General features: G+C 49.4%; 21 protein-coding genes. 14 read left to right on the top strand and 7 right to left on the bottom strand.

What is annotated here, in order from left to right:
* Nucleotides 1–5 precede the first annotated feature (5 nt).
* Nucleotides 6–992, bottom strand: coding sequence for a tRNA modification radical SAM protein MnmL/YtqA (mnmL, locus tag BMW55_RS03965; protein WP_089965596.1), 987 nt, complete (start codon nt 990–992; stop codon nt 6–8).
* A gap of 164 nt (nt 993–1156) precedes the next feature.
* On the opposite strand from mnmL, the gene BMW55_RS03960 reads away from it, so the two are divergent.
* Nucleotides 1157–1795 (top strand): GNAT family N-acetyltransferase, encoded by a 639-nt coding sequence (locus BMW55_RS03960; protein WP_089966010.1) that lies wholly within the window; start codon nt 1157–1159, stop codon nt 1793–1795.
* Nucleotide 1796: 1 nt separating this feature from the next.
* Nucleotides 1797–2663 carry a carbon-nitrogen hydrolase family protein gene (locus tag BMW55_RS03955; RefSeq protein WP_244527444.1) on the top strand — a complete coding sequence of 289 codons (867 nt, stop codon included), beginning with the start codon at nt 1797–1799 and terminating at the stop codon, nt 2661–2663.
* A gap of 155 nt (nt 2664–2818) precedes the next feature.
* Here the strand turns inward: BMW55_RS03955 and BMW55_RS03950 are convergent, their stop codons facing one another.
* Both BMW55_RS03950 and BMW55_RS03945 read right to left on the bottom strand, forming a co-directional pair.
* Entirely contained in the window at nt 2819–3592 is a 774-nt protein-coding gene (locus BMW55_RS03950) for a 2-phosphosulfolactate phosphatase (RefSeq protein WP_089965593.1), read from the bottom strand.
* A gap of 133 nt (nt 3593–3725) precedes the next feature.
* Nucleotides 3726–4283: an RNA 2'-phosphotransferase gene (locus tag BMW55_RS03945; protein WP_089965591.1), complete on the bottom strand. Its 558-nt coding sequence runs from the start codon at nt 4281–4283 to the stop codon at nt 3726–3728.
* Between the two features lie 286 nt (nt 4284–4569).
* On the opposite strand from BMW55_RS03945, the gene BMW55_RS03940 reads away from it, so the two are divergent.
* The 7 genes from BMW55_RS03940 to BMW55_RS03910 all read left to right on the top strand — a co-directional run bounded on the left by BMW55_RS03940 (nt 4570) and on the right by BMW55_RS03910 (nt 12253).
* Complete coding sequence (locus BMW55_RS03940) at nt 4570–5187, top strand: non-canonical purine NTP pyrophosphatase (protein WP_089965590.1); 618 nt, start codon at nt 4570–4572, stop codon at nt 5185–5187.
* A gap of 516 nt (nt 5188–5703) precedes the next feature.
* A complete protein-coding gene (gene pdhA, locus BMW55_RS03935) occupies nt 5704–6795 on the top strand; it encodes a pyruvate dehydrogenase (acetyl-transferring) E1 component subunit alpha (RefSeq protein ID WP_089966008.1) in 1092 nt (363 codons plus the stop codon).
* 3 nt (nt 6796–6798) lie between these two features.
* The gene (locus BMW55_RS03930; RefSeq protein ID WP_089965588.1) at nt 6799–7776 is read left to right on the top strand and encodes an alpha-ketoacid dehydrogenase subunit beta; all 978 of its coding nucleotides are present in this window, start codon (nt 6799–6801) and stop codon (nt 7774–7776) included.
* A 164-nt stretch (nt 7777–7940) separates the two neighbouring features.
* Entirely contained in the window at nt 7941–9221 is a 1281-nt protein-coding gene (locus BMW55_RS03925) for a dihydrolipoamide acetyltransferase family protein (protein WP_089965586.1), read from the top strand.
* 1 nt (nt 9222) lies between these two features.
* A complete protein-coding gene (lpdA, locus tag BMW55_RS03920) occupies nt 9223–10644 on the top strand; it encodes a dihydrolipoyl dehydrogenase (RefSeq protein ID WP_089965585.1) in 1422 nt (473 codons plus the stop codon).
* 556 nt (nt 10645–11200) lie between these two features.
* Nucleotides 11201–11701 (top strand): hypothetical protein, encoded by a 501-nt coding sequence (locus BMW55_RS03915; protein WP_089965584.1) that lies wholly within the window; start codon nt 11201–11203, stop codon nt 11699–11701.
* A 156-nt stretch (nt 11702–11857) separates the two neighbouring features.
* The gene (locus BMW55_RS03910) at nt 11858–12253 is read left to right on the top strand and encodes an acyl-CoA thioesterase (protein WP_089965582.1); all 396 of its coding nucleotides are present in this window, start codon (nt 11858–11860) and stop codon (nt 12251–12253) included.
* Nucleotides 12254–12358: 105 nt separating this feature from the next.
* Here BMW55_RS03910 and BMW55_RS03905 read toward each other — a convergent pair whose 3' ends face one another.
* Nucleotides 12359–12592, bottom strand: a complete 234-nt coding sequence (locus BMW55_RS03905; protein WP_170839728.1) for a DUF1128 domain-containing protein — start codon at nt 12590–12592, stop codon at nt 12359–12361.
* Nucleotides 12593–12681: 89 nt separating this feature from the next.
* On the opposite strand from BMW55_RS03905, the gene BMW55_RS03900 reads away from it, so the two are divergent.
* A complete protein-coding gene (locus BMW55_RS03900) occupies nt 12682–13089 on the top strand; it encodes a DUF309 domain-containing protein (RefSeq protein WP_089965579.1) in 408 nt (135 codons plus the stop codon).
* Between the two features lie 37 nt (nt 13090–13126).
* On the opposite strand, the gene BMW55_RS03895 is transcribed toward BMW55_RS03900, so the two are convergent.
* Nucleotides 13127–13708, bottom strand: a complete 582-nt coding sequence (locus BMW55_RS03895; RefSeq protein WP_089965577.1) for a YdcF family protein — start codon at nt 13706–13708, stop codon at nt 13127–13129.
* Nucleotides 13709–13761: 53 nt separating this feature from the next.
* Nucleotides 13762–14076: an iron-sulfur cluster assembly accessory protein gene (locus BMW55_RS03890; protein ID WP_139179430.1), complete on the bottom strand. Its 315-nt coding sequence runs from the start codon at nt 14074–14076 to the stop codon at nt 13762–13764.
* Between the two features lie 156 nt (nt 14077–14232).
* Here BMW55_RS03890 and BMW55_RS03885 point away from each other — a divergent pair, with 156 nt between their 5' ends.
* From BMW55_RS03885 to BMW55_RS03870, 4 genes are all read left to right on the top strand, one after another.
* Nucleotides 14233–14424 carry a hypothetical protein gene (locus BMW55_RS03885; protein WP_089965573.1) on the top strand — a complete coding sequence of 64 codons (192 nt, stop codon included), beginning with the start codon at nt 14233–14235 and terminating at the stop codon, nt 14422–14424.
* A 200-nt stretch (nt 14425–14624) separates the two neighbouring features.
* Nucleotides 14625–16703 (top strand): BglG family transcription antiterminator, encoded by a 2079-nt coding sequence (locus tag BMW55_RS03880; protein WP_170839727.1) that lies wholly within the window; start codon nt 14625–14627, stop codon nt 16701–16703.
* Entirely contained in the window at nt 16700–16963 is a 264-nt protein-coding gene (locus BMW55_RS03875; RefSeq protein WP_089965570.1) for a PTS sugar transporter subunit IIB, read from the top strand. The genes BMW55_RS03880 and BMW55_RS03875 overlap by 4 nt, the downstream gene beginning before the upstream one ends.
* A 126-nt stretch (nt 16964–17089) precedes the next feature.
* Nucleotides 17090–18349, top strand: coding sequence for a PTS ascorbate transporter subunit IIC (locus BMW55_RS03870; RefSeq protein ID WP_089965569.1), 1260 nt, complete (start codon nt 17090–17092; stop codon nt 18347–18349).
* A 46-nt stretch (nt 18350–18395) separates the two neighbouring features.
* Here the strand turns inward: BMW55_RS03870 and BMW55_RS03865 are convergent, their stop codons facing one another.
* Complete coding sequence (locus BMW55_RS03865; RefSeq protein ID WP_089965567.1) at nt 18396–19631, bottom strand: MFS transporter; 1236 nt, start codon at nt 19629–19631, stop codon at nt 18396–18398.
* Nucleotides 19632–20097: the final 466 nt, after the last annotated feature.

The raw sequence follows: 20097 nt of genomic DNA, 5'->3' as shown, positions 1-20097 counted from the left end.
CCTCCTCAGCCGGCCGGAATCTCAGGCGGCTTGCGCGGTTTGGCTTTTTTGCCTTGCCATGAGTTGCGGCGCTCCAGTTCATCATCAATGGCATTCAGCACTTCCCACTTTTTGAGGCTCCACATGGGGCCCATGAGCAGGTCCGGAGGGCCGTCCCCGGTGAGGCGGTGAATGGTGACATCCGGGGGAAGCAGTTCGAGTGAGTCGGCGACCAGCCGCACATATTGATCCTTGTCCAGAAACTGAAGCAACCCTTGCTCATATTGCTTGACCATCGGGGTGTTTTTTAACAGATGCAAAAGATGGATTTTGATCCCCTGGATATCCATATTGGCGCACGCTTCGACCGTCTCCATCATCATCTCTTCCGTTTCGCCGGGAAGTCCGTGGATGATGTGGACACAGGTCCGAATCCCGTGTTTGCGCAGCTTTTCAAGTCCTCTGAGAAAGCAGGCGAAATCATGCCCGCGGTTGACGAGTTGAGAGGTGCGTTCATGGATGGTCTGCAACCCCAGTTCTACCCACAGGTAGGTCCGCTGGTTTAACTCGGCCAGATATTCCACCACATCATCGGGTAAACAGTCGGGACGGGTGGCGATCGCTAAGCCTACCACACCTTCTTGGGCGAGGATGGTTTCATACATTTCGCGCAGTTGTCCGACCGGTGCGTAGGTGTTGCTGAATGCCTGGAAGTAACCCAGATATTTGGCATCGGGCCATTTGGTGTGCATCCGTTCCTTTACATCCCGGAACTGCTTGATCAGGTCATCGCGACGATTCCCGGCAAAGTCGCCGGACCCGCGGGCACTGCAAAACGTGCAGCCCCCCACCGCCACCTTTCCATCCCGGTTCGGGCAGGTAAAGCCGCCGTCCAGTGCCACTTTAAAAACTTTTTGCTTGAAGATTTGCCGCAAATGGTGGTTCCATGTATGATAACGCTTATCTCCCCACAGGCGGGGAGTTTCTTCTGAAGTGATTCGTTCGGCTAACATATCTGATCATCCTTTTGGCTTAAAAAGGTGCGAGAGTACGATCCTATTATACACGATTTCGCTCGGTGATGTTGCCCCTTGGGGTCAATTTGGAATCGAACAAATGGCGCAGGTTGTCTATAATAGGGGAGAATGAATCGCTGTTGCAAAAAGGGGTGCAGAGGATGGATATTCGCGTGAGGCCGTACACATTGGACGATTTTGAGGCATTGCTCACCGTACAACGGGAAGCGTTTCCTCCTCCTTTTCCGGAAGAGTTGCTTTGGAATCGGGAACAGATCGCCGCGCATGTCGAGGTTTTTCCGGAAGGAGCGATGGTTGCAGAAGTGGATGGGATCATCGCGGGTTCGGCCACCTCGTTGATCGTCCGATTCACCGGCGAGCCCCATACCTGGGCGGAAGTGGCCGATGACGGGTATATTCGCCGCAGCCATCAACCGGACGGAGACAGTCTCTACGGGATCGATCTGTGTGTCCGTCCCTCTTTCCGCGGCCATGGAGTGGCACAGGCTTTGTATGAAGCGCGCAAAAATCTGGTCAGGAGCCTGGGCCTAAAAAGGCTGATCGCCGGATGCCGCATTCCCGGATTTCATCGATACGCCGGATCGATGACGGCTGAAGAATATGTGCAAAAAGTGGTTCAAGGTGAGTTGAAGGATCTCGTATTGAGTTTTATGGTGAAACAAGGGCTGAAGCCGGTGCAGGTAATGGATGATTATCTGGAAGATGAAGAATCGATGAACAAGGCCGTGTTGGTGGAATGGCTGAACCCGGACGACAAGGAGGGGAAGAAAATTGGCTAATGTGGGAGTCGTCCAGTACAGAATTGCTCCCCTTCAAACGGAAGCACAGTTTTGGGAGGGACTTGAACATCATGTCCGTCAGGCACAAAAACAAGGAGTGGAATTGCTCGTATTTCCCGAGTATCTAACGGCCTCGCTGCTGGCGCTCCGGCCGGCTTTAACGCACCGGCAGGCTTGCGCCTACTTGGATCAGTTCACCGGCACGTATCTCAAGTTTTTCCAAAAATTGAGCCGGGAAGCGGACATGATGATTTTAGCCGGAACGCATATTCATGAAGTAAATGGTTCATATGTGAATGAGGCTTTCTTCTTCTATCCGGACGGTCGGGTGGAAAGACAGATGAAACTTCACCTCACGCCTGAGGAACGAAAAGTGTGGAAACTGGCGCCGGGAGAAGATTTAAGGGTGTTTGACACCCCGATTGGCAAAACGGTCATTTTAATCTGTTATGATATCGAGTTTCCGGAACTGGCCCGCATCGCGGCTGAACAGCAGGCGGAATTGATCTTAAACCCCGTCTACACCGACACGATGGCCGGTTATTATCGCGTCCGTCACACAGCCCAGGCGAGGGCGGTTGAAAACCAACGTTTCATCGTGCAATGCGGCATGGTGGGAGGCTTGCCGCACATTCCCCAGATCGATGCCGCGTATGCGCAAAGCGGATTCTTCTCTCCCTGTGATCACCCTTTTCCGCCGGACGGGGTTTTGGCCCTCTGCCAAGCGGATCAGGAAGAAGTCCTCTCTTGCCAGCTGGACCTTGAACGGCTTCGAAAGAACTGGGAGCAGGGAAAAGTCTCGCCGTTTAAAGACCGCAAACCGGAGTTGTACCGGCGGTTGCAAGCAGAAATTGAAACTAAATCCTGAAGTCACAGGCTCCGCTTCACTCTTATGAACAAAAACCAGCGATTGGATTTATTGGTATAGGCCCTTCTTGATGAAATGTATGATCGTTTGCAGAAGCAATATATAAGAAAAACAGGAGCGATCCCATGTTTTTGGGAGAACTCCTGCATTTTCATTTATTCCCGATTACCGAATGCATTTACAAAATGATCATGAAACCATAACGGAACTGCCTGATAAACATTTAAACGCGCACAGTGTCTGACATCTTCTTCAAATCCGCGTTCACGCAACTCACGTCCGCTCCCGCAATCCCAAATCAGCTCCCTGATGTTTGGTTCGGCATGATGAAACGCGCCAATGCAAACTTCAGCTTCCGGAGACTTACTGCCCTTCAGCTCTGCAAGGATGGCGCCGGCCCCTAAATAATCCTCCATCGAAGGCCGGAGCAGATTTTCGCCATCTTGCACATGGTTCCATTGTTCACCACAGGGAACAATCGTAATATCAGCCCCTGTCTCCAATTGCAGTCGATTCGCCATTTCAGCGACTGCTGAGGCATTTAACAGACAGCCAATCAAGAGAGCGGGAACTTTCGATGCGATCCATGTACAAGCGGCTCCGTTTAATGAGCATAAGACAAATTTTTTTCCCGAGTGTACGGGTCCAAAAGATCCGGGTGATAAAGAAGGTTTTCCGAGCCTGGCTGCCTCTGCCCTGCCTAAAATCAGTTCGGCCCCCTTTTGTCCGGCATAGGTCCTGGCTTGCTCATTCAGCGGGGGCGGATGAGGAAAAATAATCGCTCCAACGTTTACAGCCGTGACGACTGTGGAAGAAAAACTAAGAACATCGACAATAATGGTAATATCGCCCCGCTCAGCGGCTTCCCTCGCCCCCCGTTGTCCCCATTCGACCCGGCATCGGTAGGGGGATTGACTAAAAGTGGACATGCAAAAAACCCCTCTCATTGTAATCGTTTTCGCTGAAATACTGATGGATGGATGACCCTGGATGGGCGAAGGAGTGACTAGATCCCTCATCTATCATACAAGAACATAAATATTTCGGGATTTCAAAACCCAGTCAACCTGTTTCATCGGGAAATTGTATATACTCTGCTGGTACATGCCCGACCAACCAAACGTCATTATCTGACCGATAAAATACATAACCCGCTTCCGCCATCTCTTTCGCTAAAATGGTTAAGATCACAGGGCGTCCACGCCGACTGCCAACTTGATCAGCGACGGCTCGCGTTTGAGATAAATGAACATGGTGACGAGACTGTTTGGTTAAACCCTGTTGTTTGATCGCAGCCAAAAAACGGGACGCTGTTCCATGATAGAGTCGATCCGGTGGCTGTTTCGGCAGATAGCCCAGTTGTACTGGTACAGAATGCCCTTGTACAGCTCGAATGCGCTGACCATCCTGGCTAATGGCAAATCGCCTTTTATCATTGCTCTTCACTACTTTATGCAGTTCATCACGATCAACCGGAAAACCATTTCTCTGACATCCTGCGAGCAGTTCGCCGATTTCTGCCCAACCTGCTTGATCCAATTGGATTCCGATTTTTTCCGGACGATGACGTAGTACAAAACTTAAAAATTTACTCACTTTGATCAGGCGCTCTTCTGACATGATTTATTCACTCTTTCTTCTTTGTGTGGAGAAGGAGATGTCTCATTTCTGCCAATATTTTAATTGTTCGACAGGGCATCCGCAAATCTCTTGTATGCTCGTCCCCTGCAATGTCAGAAACGGTCATCATTACCAAAAGGAAATTCAATATTGAAGCGTGTAACATCACGCCAGTTTGCATGAAAAGTGGAACAGTTTATGAGAATTTCCTCCGTCGAAAAGTAGTTTCCATCGTGTTGAAGGAACGGCATAGCAGGAGGAAAGTTATTATTGGGGAGGAAGAGAGATGGATCTGAAAAAAATCTTGTTCGGAACACACAATAAATCGAAAGTAGCCAGGATCAAAACGGTTGTCAAAGATTTACCAATACAAATCGTTGGACTTAACGATTTAAACATGGTTGAAGAGCCAGAGGAAGATGGAATGAATGTTATTGACAATGCAGTAAAAAAAGCGAAGTTCTACTATCGTCTCTCTAAAATGCCGACTTTCTCGATTGACAATAGTTTGTATATCGATAAACTCCCGGAAAGCGAACAGCCAGGGTTGATGGTGAGAAGGGCAGGCGGTAAAAAGCTCACTGATCGGGAAATGATTGAGTACTATTCCCGTCAACTAGAAAAAATAGGTGGAGAAAGTAAGGGGAAGTGGGTATCCGGTATCGCTTTTGTTTGGGGGGAAAACCTGATCAGGCAAGATGAACTGGTTGAAGAGAGATACTTTGTTTCAAAGCCTAGCAAGGTAATCAAGGAAGGGTTCCCCCTGGCAAGTTTGGCCATCGACCTTACTCTTAATCAATATCTTTCAGAAATAACGGATGATGAACGGCAGAAAGTGAAAAATGATGCGGACCGAAAGATTTACAATATATTTGTTGATGTACTAGAGAGAATAGAGGGATGAATGTTGACTTTACATGAGAGAAAAGGTTAAAACACTTTCAATTTCGTTTATACTCCATCATTTTCAGCAGCGTCCGCATCTACGTTTGCCGGTGATTTTCCGCTTGATCAAGCGTAGAAACCCGCATCAGCCTTTTTGATTGCTGAAAAAGAATCCTGTTTGTGAGCATTGCGGACAGGGAAAGAGAAAGCCGAGCCGAAACCCGGTTCCGAATAACAAAAGTGTTTTCGCCTGACTGACAGGTCTTGATCTCCACGGAGAGAAATCTGTATTTGTCATCAATAAAAGAATTTTTGTAAAAGCTAAAGCTGAGGAAGTTCAATTGACAAATTTTATCTAAGTTGTATTATGGAATAAAGGCGCATTGTTCCAAACGGAAAAAATCAGAAACAGCAAGATTTTAACTGCGATTCCCCCTTTCTGTTATAAAACAGTTTTTGTTTTTGGTTATAACAGTTAAACGCTTTCAGTTAAACTTATGGATGAGGTGATTGAAGAATGGCCAAGACCAAACAGATGGCGAAGGGGTTGGCGAATGCCGAAGTTCGGTTGCAACCCATTGAAACCTTTCAGATTCTGGACATTGACGGCAAAGTCGTCAATAAAGATGAGATGCCGGAGTTAACAGATGAACAATTGCGCGAGTTGATGAGAAGAATGGTCTTCACGCGCGTCTGGGATCAGCGCGCAGTCGGTTTGGCTCGCCAGGGACGCCTCGGTTTCTATGCTCCCGTTTCCGGCCAGGAAGCCACGATGATCGGGAGCCAGTATGCCTTGAAAAAAGAAGACTTCATTCTTCCGGGTTATCGGGATATCCCGCAGCTCTACTGGCATGGTTATCCGATGTACCAGGCTTTTCTTTGGTCTCGTGGCCATCAGCACGGAGGTCAAATTCCGGAAGGCGTCAATGTGTTAATGCCGCAAATCATCATCGGCGCCCAATATGTCCAGACAGCGGGCGTGGCGATGGCGTTCAAGAAGCGCGGTGAAAAGCGGGTGGCCATCACCTTTACCGGTGACGGAGGAAGCTCCCAGGGAGACTTCTATGAAGCGATGAACTTTGCGGGTGTTTACAATCTTCCTGCTGTTTTTGTCGTGCAAAACAACCGTTATGCCATTTCGACCCCGGTTGAAATTCAGACCGCGGCGCAAACCATCGCGCAAAAAGGCGTGGCCGCCGGCATACGCAGCGTTCAGGTAGACGGAATGGATGTGCTCGCAGTCTACAAAGTCGTTTCCGATGCTGTGGAAAGAGCGCGGAACGGAGAAGGGCCCACCCTCATCGAAGCGCTCAACTATCGTCTCGGACCGCACTCCATGTCCGGAGATGACCCCACCCGTTACCGCAGCAAAGATGAGCCGGGTGAATATGACGAGAAAGAACCGCTTGTACGCTTCCGCAGATACCTGGAAAGCAAAAAACTGTGGACGGAAGAAGATGAAAACCGCGTCGTCGAAGAAGCGAAAAAAGCGGTAGCCGAAGCGATCAAAAAAGCGGAAACCTATGAAAAGATGACGATTGAGGGCCTGATTGACAGCATGTTTGAAAATACGCCTCCACATCTGGAAGAGCAGAAAGCAGAGTTCACGGTCAAGGAGGGTAAATAATCCATGGCACAAATGACAATGGTAAAAGCAATCAACGATGCACTGCGCTTGGAACTGAAGCGCGACCCCAATGTACTCATTTTTGGTGAAGACGTGGGCAAAAACGGCGGCGTATTCCGCGTAACGGACGGACTGCAAAACGAGTTTGGCGCAGATCGCGTCTTTGACACTCCTCTGGCTGAATCCGGAATCGGGGGACTGGCTGTGGGTCTGGGGACCCAAGGCTTCCGGCCTGTAGCCGAAATTCAGTTTATCGGCTTTATCTTTGAAGCGATGGATTCCATCGCTGTACAAGCCCCCCGGATGCGCTATCGCTCCGGCGGCAGATACAATTGCCCTGTCACGTTCCGGGCTCCGTTTGGCGCAGGAGTTAAATCACCGGAGCTGCATAGTGACAGCCTGGAAGGATTGATCACGCAAACCCCGGGAATTAAAGTGGTCGTCCCGTCCAACCCGTATGATGCCAAAGGCTTGCTGCTCTCCGCCATTCGTGATAATGATCCCGTCTTCTTCCTGGAGCATTTGAAGCTTTATTTCACAAAAGGAGAAGTGCCGGAAGGCGAATATACCATTCCGCTCGGCAAAGCCAACGTTGTGCGTGAAGGTTCTGATGTCACCATCATTACCTACGGAGCGATGGTACATACATCGCTGAAAGCAGCGGAAATGGCCGAAAAAGAAAGAGGAGCCAAAGTGGAAGTGATTGACCTGCGGACGATCAGCCCGATTGACATTGAGACGATCGTCAACTCCGTTGAGAAGACCGGCCGTGCCATCATTGTCCAGGAAGCGCAAAAATCCTCTGGTATCGCCGCAGAAGTGATCGCACAAATTAATGAGAAAGCGATCCTGAAGTTGGAAGCCCCGGTTCTCCGCGTGACCGGACCGGATACCGTGCTCGGATTCCCGCAAATTGAAGATGAGTGGCTCCCAACCCCGGCCCGCGTGCTTGCCGCAATCAATCAAGTATTGGATTTCTGATCGATCAACCGATGAGCTCTTTTCTCTTGTGCGCGCCGATCACGGGAATGAATGAGCGGACATCACAGCAGCTTCTTTGTACCGCCGTTTCATTCGCCCGGTGCTTCGGGAGAAAATGGACTACTTGAAGAAATGATTGTTTCTGAGATGGGAGGAAAACACTCGTGGCATACGAATTTCTATTGCCTGACGTGGGTGAAGGTATTCAGGAAGGTGAAATCGTCAAACTGCATGTCAAAGAAGGCGACAAAATCGAAGAGTTTGATACGTTTCTGGAAGTTCAGACCGATAAAGCGGTGGTAGAAGTACCTTCCCCTGTAACGGGTACAGTGAGAGAGCTCAAAATCAAAGAAGGGGATGTCGTCCCCACCCATTCCCTGATCGCGATCATCGATGCGGAAGGGGAAGAGCCTGCCGCTGAAGAAAAAGCAGAAGCCCCCCAAGCGGAAGAGCCCAAGCAAGCAGATCAGCCGGCCGCCGAAAAAACCCAGACGGCAGTCAATGCCGGAGCGGCCAGAAAAGGCAACGTTCTGGCCATGCCTTCCGTGCGCAAACTTGCCCGCGAATTGGGAGTGGACATTACGCAGGTTAAAGGGACCGGCAAACACGGACGCATTTTGGCTGAAGATGTGAAAAGTTTCGCCTCCGGTGAAAAAGTGGCCAAGCCGACCGTGCAGCCGCAAGAGGAACCCAAAGCGGCAGCTGCACCGGCAACGGCGAAAACCGCGATTGAAACCACCGGTACGGAAGAACGCATTCCGCTTCGCGGCATCCGCCGTACCATTGCCAAACGCATGGTGGAAAGCAAGCACACCGCGCCGCACGTCACCATTATGGACGAAGTGGATGCAACCGAATTGATCGCGCTTAGAAAATGGGGCAAAACCATCGCCGAAGAACGCAATATCAAGCTGACCTATTTGCCGTTTATCATCAAAGCAGTCATCGCCGCATTGCGTCAGTTCCCGACACTGAATGCATCGATCGATGATGAAAAAGAAGAAATCATTATCAAAAATTACTATCACATCGGATTGGCTGCGGCCACCGACAACGGCCTGCTGGTTCCGGTCTTAAGAGATGCCGACCGCAAATCCATTTTTGAACTGGCGGAAGAAATCGCCGACAAAGCAACACGGGCGCGCAGCATGAAACTGGATGCGAGCGAACTGAAAGGAAGTACGTTCACCATTTCGAACATCGGCGGTTTTGGCGGACAATTCTTTACACCGGTCATCAACTACCCCGAAGTGGCCATCCTGGGTGTAGGAACCATCAAGGAAAAGCCGGTTGTGCACAATGGGGAAATCGCCATCCGTCCGCAGATGTTCGTATCTCTCAGCTTTGACCACCGCCTGATCGACGGCGACGTGGCTGCCCGATTCTTGAGCCGTGTGAAGCAATTGCTGGAAAGCCCGAATCTACTGATGATGGAGATGAGATAACATGGTAGTGGGAGATCTTGCACAAGAAGTTGATGTTCTCGTTATCGGTGCGGGGCCTGGCGGTTATGTGGCCGCCATCCGTGCCGCTCAACTGGGACGCAGCGTGACCATCGTAGATAAAGATGCCCTGGGCGGTGTCTGCCTCAACCGCGGGTGTATTCCGTCCAAAGCGATTATCAGCGCGGCTGAGCGCTATATGCACATCAAAGAAGCGGGTGACCTGGGCATCGAAATATCCGGCGACGTGAGCGTGAACATGCCCAAGCTGATCGAATGGAAAAACGGGGTCGTCAAGAAGCTGACCGGCGGGGTCCAGTCCCTGCTGAAAGGCAACCAAGTGGACATCGTGTACGGAGAAGCGTATTTCAGCGGCCCGAACAGCGTGCGCATTTCCAATGACGAATCCAGCCAGACTTATAAATTCAACGATGTGATCATCGCGACCGGTTCCCGTCCGGTTGAACTAAGTGTATTGCCATTTGACGGCAAACGCATCCTGTCTTCCACTGAAGCCCTGAATTTGCATGAAGTGCCGAAACGCCTGGTAGTTGTGGGTGGCGGATATATCGGGCTGGAATTGGGAACCGCGTATGCCAAATTGGGGGCAGAGGTCACCATTCTGGAAGGAACCAAATCCTTGCTCCCGGGAACCGATCCGGCACTGACCAAAATGGTTACCCGCAAGCTGAAAAAGCTTGGCGTCACCGTGATTACGGAAGCCATGGTGCAAGGCGGGGAAGTAAACGGTGAGGAAGTAACCGTTCGCGCCACTGTGAACGGAGAAGAGAAAGCCTTCACCGCCGATTATTGCCTTGTATCCGTCGGCCGCAAGCCAAACACCGATGAACTGGGTCTGGAAATCGCCGGTGTGGAATTGGATGAGCGCGGCTTTATCAAGATTGACAACCAATGCCGCACCAATGTAGAGCACATATACGCGATCGGGGACTGTGCTGGCGGAGTGCTGTTGGCTCATAAAGCAAGCTATGAAGCCAAAGTGGCGGCAGAAGCCATGTGCGGCATGAGCAGTGTGATCGATTACCAGGCGATGCCGTTTGTGATCTTCAGTGATCCGGAGATCGCCTATACGGGACTCACCGAAGCACAAGCCAAAGAAGAGGGATATGACCCGATTGTCAGCCGTTTCGCCTTCCAAGCCAACGGCCGGGCTCTTTCCATGAACCATGCGGACGGATTTGTCCAAGTGGTTGCAGACAAGGAAACCAAACAACTCCTGGGTGTGCAGATCGTTGGCCCGGAAGCTTCCACCCTCATTTCCGAAGCGGTATTCGCCATCGAAATGGGCGCCAACGCGGAGGACCTCGCCCTTACCATCCATGCTCACCCGACCCTGCCGGAAACCATCATGGAAGCGGCTGAAGGTGTGTTCGGAAATGCCATTCATATGGTGAATAAAAAGTAAAAGACCCGGATCAAACGGGCTGACGAAAAGAGTCGAGATCATCCATCTCGACTCTTTTCTTTATGCAGGATATGTATGGCAGGGATGCCCCGTCTCAGGATCGGCGCTACCGATCAGGCATGCAGGGAAAAGTGGGATTACCAGCGGCCCGTTTCCGATGCCCTTCCACAAAAAAATTTTAATCTGTCGGCTGTTTTCCCTATAATTTTATTTTAACAGATGGATCAACTGGATCATTGAAATATAGGATCATTTATTCAGATAACACATGAAAACAATATCAATATATATAAAAAATTGACAGAAAATAGTTTTATTTAATCTGATTTTAGCAGAAGGAATATGAGCTTTACATATTGAATTAGTAAGTCCCTCAAAAGATCGAAATAGATGATCTGATAGGTTGGCAAATAAAGGATTAAGATTGAAGATGTTGACTAAGGAGGTGTGATCCTGTTACCGGAAACATAGACAGTTCAAGCGACCGGCAACATGGGATGCAGCGGAAAAAATTCGGGGTTTCCATCAGGCTATGTTTCAGTAGCAGGATTCTCAAATGATGAAAATGGGTGATATGATCCCGGCGCTTAAACTGGTTAACTTGAATGTAGCCAATGTGGAGCCGAAGGATCTGACAAAAAATCAGCTCCATATGGTCTTTCAACTGATCAATGATATGTTGGAATCGCACTCGCGTGCCACCCCGGAAGAAAAAGCAGGATTTGAGCGATATCAAAACAGCTACCTGAGCAAACGCATCTTGCATGACTGGAAACGGAACCGGATGAAAATCAAGGCCTGTGCGGCTGTCGAGTCCAGCCGGCAGAGGGAAATCTGCCGAACCGTTTTTGGGCAGATGAAACCCATGATAACAGGGCGTTTTTATGAAGAATATAAAGGAAAAGGCATTGAAATGAATCGCTTGACGTTTTCCGCGTTTCTTTGGAATCAACGATACATATCCATAAAATTGAGAAAGCTCCTGGACAGCAAATACTGGAGCGAGATCATCCAATTTGTGGATTTACTGGATGAAGAAGATCTGTTCAACGGCTAGCTAAACAATTACATACGAAGCTGGTTCCCCGATCCCCCGTCTCTTTGAAGCCGGGGGCATTTTCCTTATGAAATTGAAAAAATTCCGTCAAGGAAAATGCAAATGAAATGTGAAATAAAATAGAGAGAAAACCTTCTTAACAGGAGAGTAATATAGATGAAAACATCGATTCAAATTGAGGTAAGACCGACGGAAATTGATGTGATGGGGCATGTGAACAATGCCAAGTATCTGGAGTACATGGAATGGAGCCGTGAGGACTGGTATAACAAAGCCGGCCTCCCGTTTGATGTGTTTGTTGAGATGGGCATGGGAACCGTCACGGCCAACATCAATATCAACTACCGCAAAGAAGCGAAATTGGGGCAGAAATTGACCGTGTCCACGGAGCCGGTGCGCAAAGGAAGGAGCAGTTATGTGCTGAAACATGAGATATACAATGAAAGCGGGGAACTTGTGGCCGATGCGGAAGTGGTGAATGTCGTCATCGATCTGAAGGCGAGAAAATCAGTACCGCTGCCGGAAGCCCTGGCCAAGCAGTTTGAAAGCTGAGCGGGCAGGAAGGGGAAGCTCCGGCATCAACAGCGGGCTTTTTACAAAAAAAGCAGGGAGGCAAAAGATATCCCTGCTTTTTCATATGTGCACGGCGGCGGGGGATCATTTGTGGGCTTTGCGCATCTCCCGCAGTTCTTCCAGGATTCCTTCAATTTCCATCATGGTCAGGCGTCCCTGTTTCTTTTGAATCATTTGGTGGATTTCCAACAAATCTTCGTAATCGCTGAGCCGGAAATCTTCCGGGTTGATGATGGCGGCGTTGACCACTTTAAGACTTGTTTTGATTTCACCAACGATTCGTTCCAAATTCTCTTGGCTGGGTGTTTCCAGGTTCACGGGCTCCATCCTCTCTTTATAGACTCTTTTTCATTGTACCGAAAGAAAACGAAAAAACCCATACATTCATACGAAGGGAGAAGAGTCAAATGGGACACAGTCCATCCGGCTATCCACCGCTTTATGTGGACTTTCTTTATTATTTTAACGTGAAACAAGACTATTATGAGTGTCATGAGGTTCTGGAAGAGCTGTGGCTGGAGGAAGGGCGGGAGCGGTTTTACCAGGGTCTTCTGCAAGTGGCGGTCGGACTCTATCACTTTCAGAATGGAAATGTCGGCGGGGCTCTCAAAATGATGCGAGGCGCTTTGGATAAACTGTCCAATTATCCGGATCCTGTTTGGATGGGGATCGATCTTTGCCAGGTGAAGCGCCGGACAAAGGAGTATCTGGAAAAGCTGGAGCAGTTTCAAGCGAAGCCGTTCTCCTTTTATGCGTTCGAGATTCAGGTGACGGATGAAGAGTTGCGCAAACGGGTTGAACAGAGAGGGAGATAAAAAGGCTGGATTCCTGGCTTGATCCAACCTTTCCGTGTTAAAGATGAAATACTTTTTGCTTGATGAGGGCGAGACATTCTCTTGTTTTATGGTAAGGGGTAAACAGCACCCTGGAATGGACGGGAGCCGGGGCAGCGTGTATGCCGGCTTGGCGGGCGTAATTTAAAGCCCGGTACATGTGATAATCGTGGGTGACAATGTACAATTCCGTCCATTTGTGCTTTTGCAAAATCTCTGCGGTGAATTTTAAATTTTCCTTGGTATTGCTGGAACGATCCTCCAGAATCAGGTGTTCGGCAGGTACTCCGCGGTCGACCAGATATTTTTTCATGCCCTCCGCTTCTGTGATGCCGTTATTCCCCAGCCCTCCCGAAAGGATGATGTACTGAACCAACCCGTCATGATAGAGCCGGAGAGCCTGGTTTAACCTTTCCTGAAGCGCGGGGCTCGGTTGCTGATCCCATAGGGCGGCCCCTAATACGATGGCCGCCTGCCGGGTCCGGCCGTCGGGGTCGACATGATCATAGCGCGATACCAAAGGCCATAAATAGCCGAAGAAGATCAGACCGATGATCACCAGAGAGGTTCCAGCCGTGAGGACCCATTTGTTTGTCAACATGTACCACAACTCCAATGAATTTTAAACTGAGACAGACTGCGGGCAAATGACGGTCAGTTTTCCAGTTGGCAATCGGACATAAACGGAGGATGGGGATGGTAAATGGAAAACTTGCCGTTTTCCCTGTTCAGATCGATCACCAGGCCGTCCATCCAGGCTGATTCGGATGGCAGCCAGGCAAACACGATTCCCTTTTCTGTTTTCGTTTCATACTCCGGAAGGATTTCGGTAAGCTCCAGCGCAAAAGAAGGGGCGCTGCATCCGGAAGTGAGCGGAACCACGCGGACGGCGAGAGGTTCCGGCGATCTCTCCCCGGAGATCAGCAGTTTGAGCCTGATCGCGGCCAGCTCACTGAGTTGTATGTTCATTGGGTTGATCAACTCCGCCTTGAAACTCACTAATTGCCAATATAACAAAAAAGCGGGCGGAGGAAAAGACAGCATCTTGTCTTCAATATACGGGTGAAGATCCCGGTTCATTCATCCATTTTCCGTTCATACTAAGGATGAACCGGAGGGATTGTGATGAACAGGAAAGCCATCCTGTACGGATGTTTGTACTCTGCCCCCTGTTTGGTTATAAATGCCGTACCCTATGTCTTATCCACGGAAGCCACTTATTGGTCGGGAAGTTTGGTCTACTGGCTTCTCTTTGGTTTATCGGCATATTTTGTTCTGATGTTCAGCAAAGACCAAAGAGACGATTACGCTGACTAGAGCGGTTCGGTTCCCGATTTGGATTGCCTGATTGTAAATCCAGAGATGATAAAAGTCCTTCTCATGTGGAAGGACTTTTTGTATTTCGGCTGACGACTCACCCAATTTTGTGCAAACCGATGTCCACAAGTTGTGATGAAAACGTTTTCTGGGTTTCAATAACCTTTAATATAATAGTTTATGCGGAAAGGGTTTTTGTTATGCAATTAGATCAAAGAAGTATCCGGTTATTGCAGGAGATCATTTCCTTGCCCGGCGCGAGCATCGGAGATCTGGAACGGAAACTGCGTCTTTCCCGCAGACAGATTCAATATGATCTGGATAAGATCAACGGCTGGTTGAACGAAAAGAATCTGCCCCCCGTCCAGTATGACCGGCAGCAAGGTTTTCGGGTGGACCCGTCTGTTGCAAATCAAGCTGCGGAGCTCCAGACTCCCCGTTCGAAAGAGGTTTATATACTGACTGACCAAGAACGGGCCCGATTCGTCTTGCTCCTGTTGCTCGCCAAAAAAGAACACCTGTCGCTCCTCCATATCAGCAGCGCACTTCAAGTGAGCCGCAATACGGCTTTAAATGACATCAAAAAAGCCAATCGCCTGGCCGGGGAATACGGGATTCAACTTCGCTATAGCCGTTCGGAAGGTTATTTTCTCAACGGATTGGAATGGAACCGGAGGCGGTTGCTTGCTTCGCTCATCCGGAGCTGCCTTTCCCGCGAAAATGGAGAATGGTTGCTCTCGCAACCGCTGGGAGACGATGTGGAGCGGGTCCAAATGGTTCAGAGGGAATTGGAGCGGATCGAAAACCAGTTACAAATTTGCTATACCGATGAACGGTTGGCGGAGTTGGCTTATGAGATTGTCTATACAGTGATCCGCATTCAAACGGGGAACCGGTTGTCATGGCCGGTCGATGGCTGGCAAGAGGTGGTTTCCACGGCGGAGTACGGAGCGATGGAAAATCTTTTTCATTTATTGAAATGGGAAGAAAAGGAGTTTCCTGAAGAACGGGCTTATTTTGCCCTTCAATTGTTGGCAACCAATATGGCAGATGCCGGCGATGATGAGCCGGACCCTCACAGGCAACAATGGCTGGATCTGTCTTTCCGGATGATTGAGGAGTTTGAGAAGCACGCCTGCGTCGAATTGAAGGAAAAAGAAAAGTTGGCCCGGCAAATTTTTCAACACCTGCGTCCGGCCTACTTTCGTGTGAAGTTTGGCCTGGAATTGAAAAATCCATTGTGTGGTCTGATCATGAAGGAACACAGCGAACTTCATCACCTGGTCAAAAAGGCGATGGAGCCGTTCGTCCGTAGGGTTGGCCGTCCCGTGTCAGATGATGAAATGGCTTATGTGACGATGCATTTTGGCAGTTGGCTGAGAAGGCAGGGGATGGAGCTGGCTTCCTGGCCGAAGGCGGTTGTTGTTTGTCCCAAAGGAGTAGCCATCTCCAAAATGCTCTTCATCAAACTGAAGGAAATGTTTCCCGATCTTCTCTTTTTGGACAGCTTGTCCGTCCGGGAGTTTTACAAGTCTCCGTTTTCTTATGACATCGTTTTTTCCACCGTATTTGTGAGAACGGAGGCCATGCTCTTCATTGTAAACCCCATTATCGACAAGGAAGAGGAACAAAGGATATACAGAGAAGTGATGCAGGTTTTATACGGTTTTTCCCTGACGGAGCCGGATGTTCCGGCACTGGTCGAGCTCATTGGCCAATATGCCGACATTCGGGATGCCGACGGGTTGGCCGGAGCTCTTCGCCGGCACTTCAAAAATCGGTTCAAAAAAGGATGGATGAGGAAGGAGACAGACAAGCCCGTGTTAGATGAATTGATCACCGAAGAAACTGTCCAATTGGCTGACGAGGTGGCCGACTGGCAGGAAGCCGTACGGTTGGCGGCTCAACCACTTCTTGAGAACGGATCGGTTGAACCGTCATATGTCGAGGCGATGATCCGCTCCATTCAAGAGACGGGACCATACGTCGTGATCACCCCAAAAGTGGCCATTCCCCATGCCCGCCCGGAAGAAGGCGTGAACATCCTGTCCATGAGCCTTCTCCGCTTGAAACAAAGCGTGTTGTTTGGCGATAAAAAGCCGGTTCACTTAGTCATCGTCCTGGCGGCCACCGATGGTGAATCCCATCTGAGAGCACTTGCCCAGCTGACCGAGTTGCTATCCTCGGAAGAAAATATTGACCGCCTCATTCAGTGTGAGGAAAAAGCAGAGATCATGAAACTCATTCATCATTATTCGAAAGGGGAAACGTTTAAATGAAAATTTTGGTTGTGTGCGGAAACGGACTGGGAAGCAGTTTCATCATGGAGCTGAATGTAAAAAAAGCGCTGGCTGAACTCGGCAAAGAAGCGGAGGTGACTCATACGGATCTGGCAACGGCGCGCACGGAAAAAGCGGATCTTTACATTGGAGCCAAAGATATCATCCACAGCCTTGACGATGGAACACGCCGGATCATCGCTTTGGAGAACGTGATGAATATCGGAGAAATGAAAGAGAAGCTTTCCCCATATTTATGAAAATAGGGTAAACATCCTTTCCCGGCTGGTCCATGTACGGGTGTCGTCCGTTTCCCAACGGCCTCATCCCCATCACAGTCAGCCGGTGAAACAAATGACTTTGAAGCAGGAGAGGAGGATTTCTTTATGTTTGACATGATAATGAAAGATATTTTGGGAACCCCGGCCATTTTGGTCGGTCTGTTTGCACTCATCGGCCTTCTTTTGCAGAAAAAAGGAGCTGCCGACATCGTTGCCGGCACGCTGAAAACCATTATGGGCTTTCTGATCATCGGAGCAGGAGCGAATGTGATCATCGGTTCTCTGGATGTATTTGGCAAAATGTTTAACCAGGCCTTTCACATTACCGGGGTGATTCCCAATAACGAGGCGATCGTGGCCGTGGCCCAGAACACCTTTGGCATGGAAACGGCGCTGATCATGGTGTTCGGGATGGTTGTCAATATCCTGCTGGCCCGTTTTACCCGGTTTAAATATATCTTTCTCACCGGGCATCATACGATGTTCATGGCTTGCCTCATCGGAGTGATTTTGTCGACGAGCGGGGTCAAAGGAGTCGGAACCGTCCTCCTGGGCTCTGTTTTGCTGGGGTTGTGTATGGTCCTGTTTCCGGCGCTGTTGCAGCCCTATGTGAGACAGATTACGAACAGCGACGACTTTGCCGTGGGCCATTTTGGGTCGCTGGGCTACTTTGTCGCGGGAACGGTCGGGAAATATTTCGGGAATAAGGATCATTCGACCGAAAATATTAAGGTTCCCAAGCAACTCGGCTTTTTGCGGGATACCTCGGTGGCGGTCTCTTTGACGATGACCCTGCTCTTCATTATTGTGGCGCTCTTTGCCGGTCAAACGTTTGTGGAGAGCAAGCTGTCGGGCGGTACCAATTATATCGTCTACTCGCTCATTCAGGCGATTACCTTTGCCGCAGGGGTGTACATCGTTCTGGCCGGGGTGCGGATTCTGATCGCGGAGATTGTTCCGGCATTTAAAGGAATCGCGGATAAGATCGTGCCCAATGCCAAACCGGCTCTCGATTGTCCCACCGTCTTCCCGTTTGCCCCCAATGCCGTCATCATCGGTTTCATCATGAGCTTTCTGGCAGGTCTGATCAGCATGTTTTTGCTTCCTCTGTTTGGGCTTGCGGTGATTGTTCCCGGTTTGGTTCCTCATTTCTTTACCGGAGCGACTGCGGGTGTCTTTGGGAACGCAACCGGCGGAAGGAGAGGGGCGATCCTTGGAGCCTTTGCCAACGGGCTTTTGATCAGCTTTCTGCCGGCATTGCTGCTGCCGCTTTTGGGAACCCTTGGCTTTGAAAAGACCACTTTTGGCGACTCCGACTTCGGGGTGGTAGGGTTGATTCTCGGTTATCTCATCAAACTGTTTTAAAGCAAGAACCCTGCCGGTCAAATGAGCGGCAGGGTTCTTTTTTTAATCAAGCCGTTTGTTTTTCTCTCTGGTTCCATTCCTTCACCTTTTGGTCATCCGGAAGGAAATAAGTGAGTACGCCGAGAAGCGGCAGAAATCCGATCCAATGCATCACGCTTGAGAGTCCCGCCATGTCGATCATTTTTCCCAAGCCCACCGAACCAACCGCTCCCATGCCGAATGCAAATCCGACGGTTAAACCGGAAACCATCCCGATTTTGCCCGGGAACAGCTGCTGTGCGTAGACCACGGTGACGGAAAAACTGGACAGCACGATAAAGCCGTTCATGAGTAAGATCACATACGCCCAGGAGGCGTTCACATAAGGCAGGAGCAGGGCAAGCGGCGCGGAACCCAGCATCGAAAAATATATAATCCTTTTCATGCCGAATCGGTCTGCGAGCGGGCCGCCGAAGAACGTTCCGGCTGCACCGGCCAACAGGAAGAGGAAAATGTAGATTTGCGCGTGTTCCAACGAGATGTGGTACCGTTCCATCAAATAGAACTGATAGTAGGTGCTGATGCCGGCGTGATACCAGGAGCGGACGAAAATAAGAAAGATCAGCAAAATCATGGCGAAAAGAAGCGCCTTTTTTATTCCGCTCGTTTGAGCTGCCGCCTGCTCTTGATTTGCGGGACGGGGATGGGCGCGCAGATAGCCCTGATACCACCTGGCGATGAATAGCTGGATCACCAGGGCGGTGCCTGCCACTAACGTAAACCAGAGGGCTCCCCGTTGCCCGAGCGGGATAAAGATCAGGTAGGTCATCAGCGGAGCGAGAGCTTGTCCCGTGTTCCCGCCTACCTGAAAGATCGATTGAGCCAGCCCCCGTCGATTTCCGGCAGCCAAATAGGATACACGCGAAGATTCGGGATGAAAGATGGCAGAGCCGATTCCCACCAGCACGACGGCCAACAGGACAAACATGTAGCTGGGTGCAAAGGCCAGACAGAACATCCCGAGACAGGTGGAAGCCATTCCGATTGGCAGCATATACGGAAAAGGGCGTTTGTCCGTATACCAGCCAAACACCGGTTGCAGTAGAGAGGCGGTAAAGTTGATGGCAAAGCCAATCCATCCGATCTGCGTGTAAGTCAGGTGCATCGAATTTTTCAAGATGGGAAAGATGGCCGGAATCACCGCTTGCATGGAGTCATTGAACAGATGGACAAGGCTAATCAAAAATAAAATAGGATATATAGTTGGTTTTGCATCGAAGCGCTCGGTTGAGGAAAGTTGCATGGGTAGCTCTCCTATCCGTTCATTCAATCCGAACTGTTTTCTCTCGTAAATTTAGATTATCGAAATTATAAAATGCCAAACAGGAGTTGGCAAGACATTTTTCATGATCATGATCCCGCCCTTCTTGCATCTAAAAGAGAGTTCATTTTCAATAACTTTTTAGATGGACTTTTGGTTCAAATTGGAAGGATCCTGGATTCGCTCCTTTATTTAGAGAAGTTAACACATTCTTATTTCTTTTTTATCAATCATATGATCGATAGATGATTTTGGGCTGTTATGCTAAAGAAACAGAGCTTTCTTAAGGAAATGGATGCGAACTTGGCTGCTCGAACGGTTTTTCTGATTTACCTCTTGACCATTTCTTTGGGATTTTTTCTCGATTCTCGTAATAAACTTAAATAGTACAATTTACTTATTTAAATTAGGACCTTTATTTAAATTAAATCTGTTTATCATAATTTAA

The organism is Lihuaxuella thermophila (assembly GCF_900110165.1).
Classification (GTDB): Bacteria; Bacillota; Bacilli; order Thermoactinomycetales; family Thermoactinomycetaceae; genus Lihuaxuella; species Lihuaxuella thermophila.
This window is presented reverse-complemented; position numbering and strand designations above follow the sequence as displayed.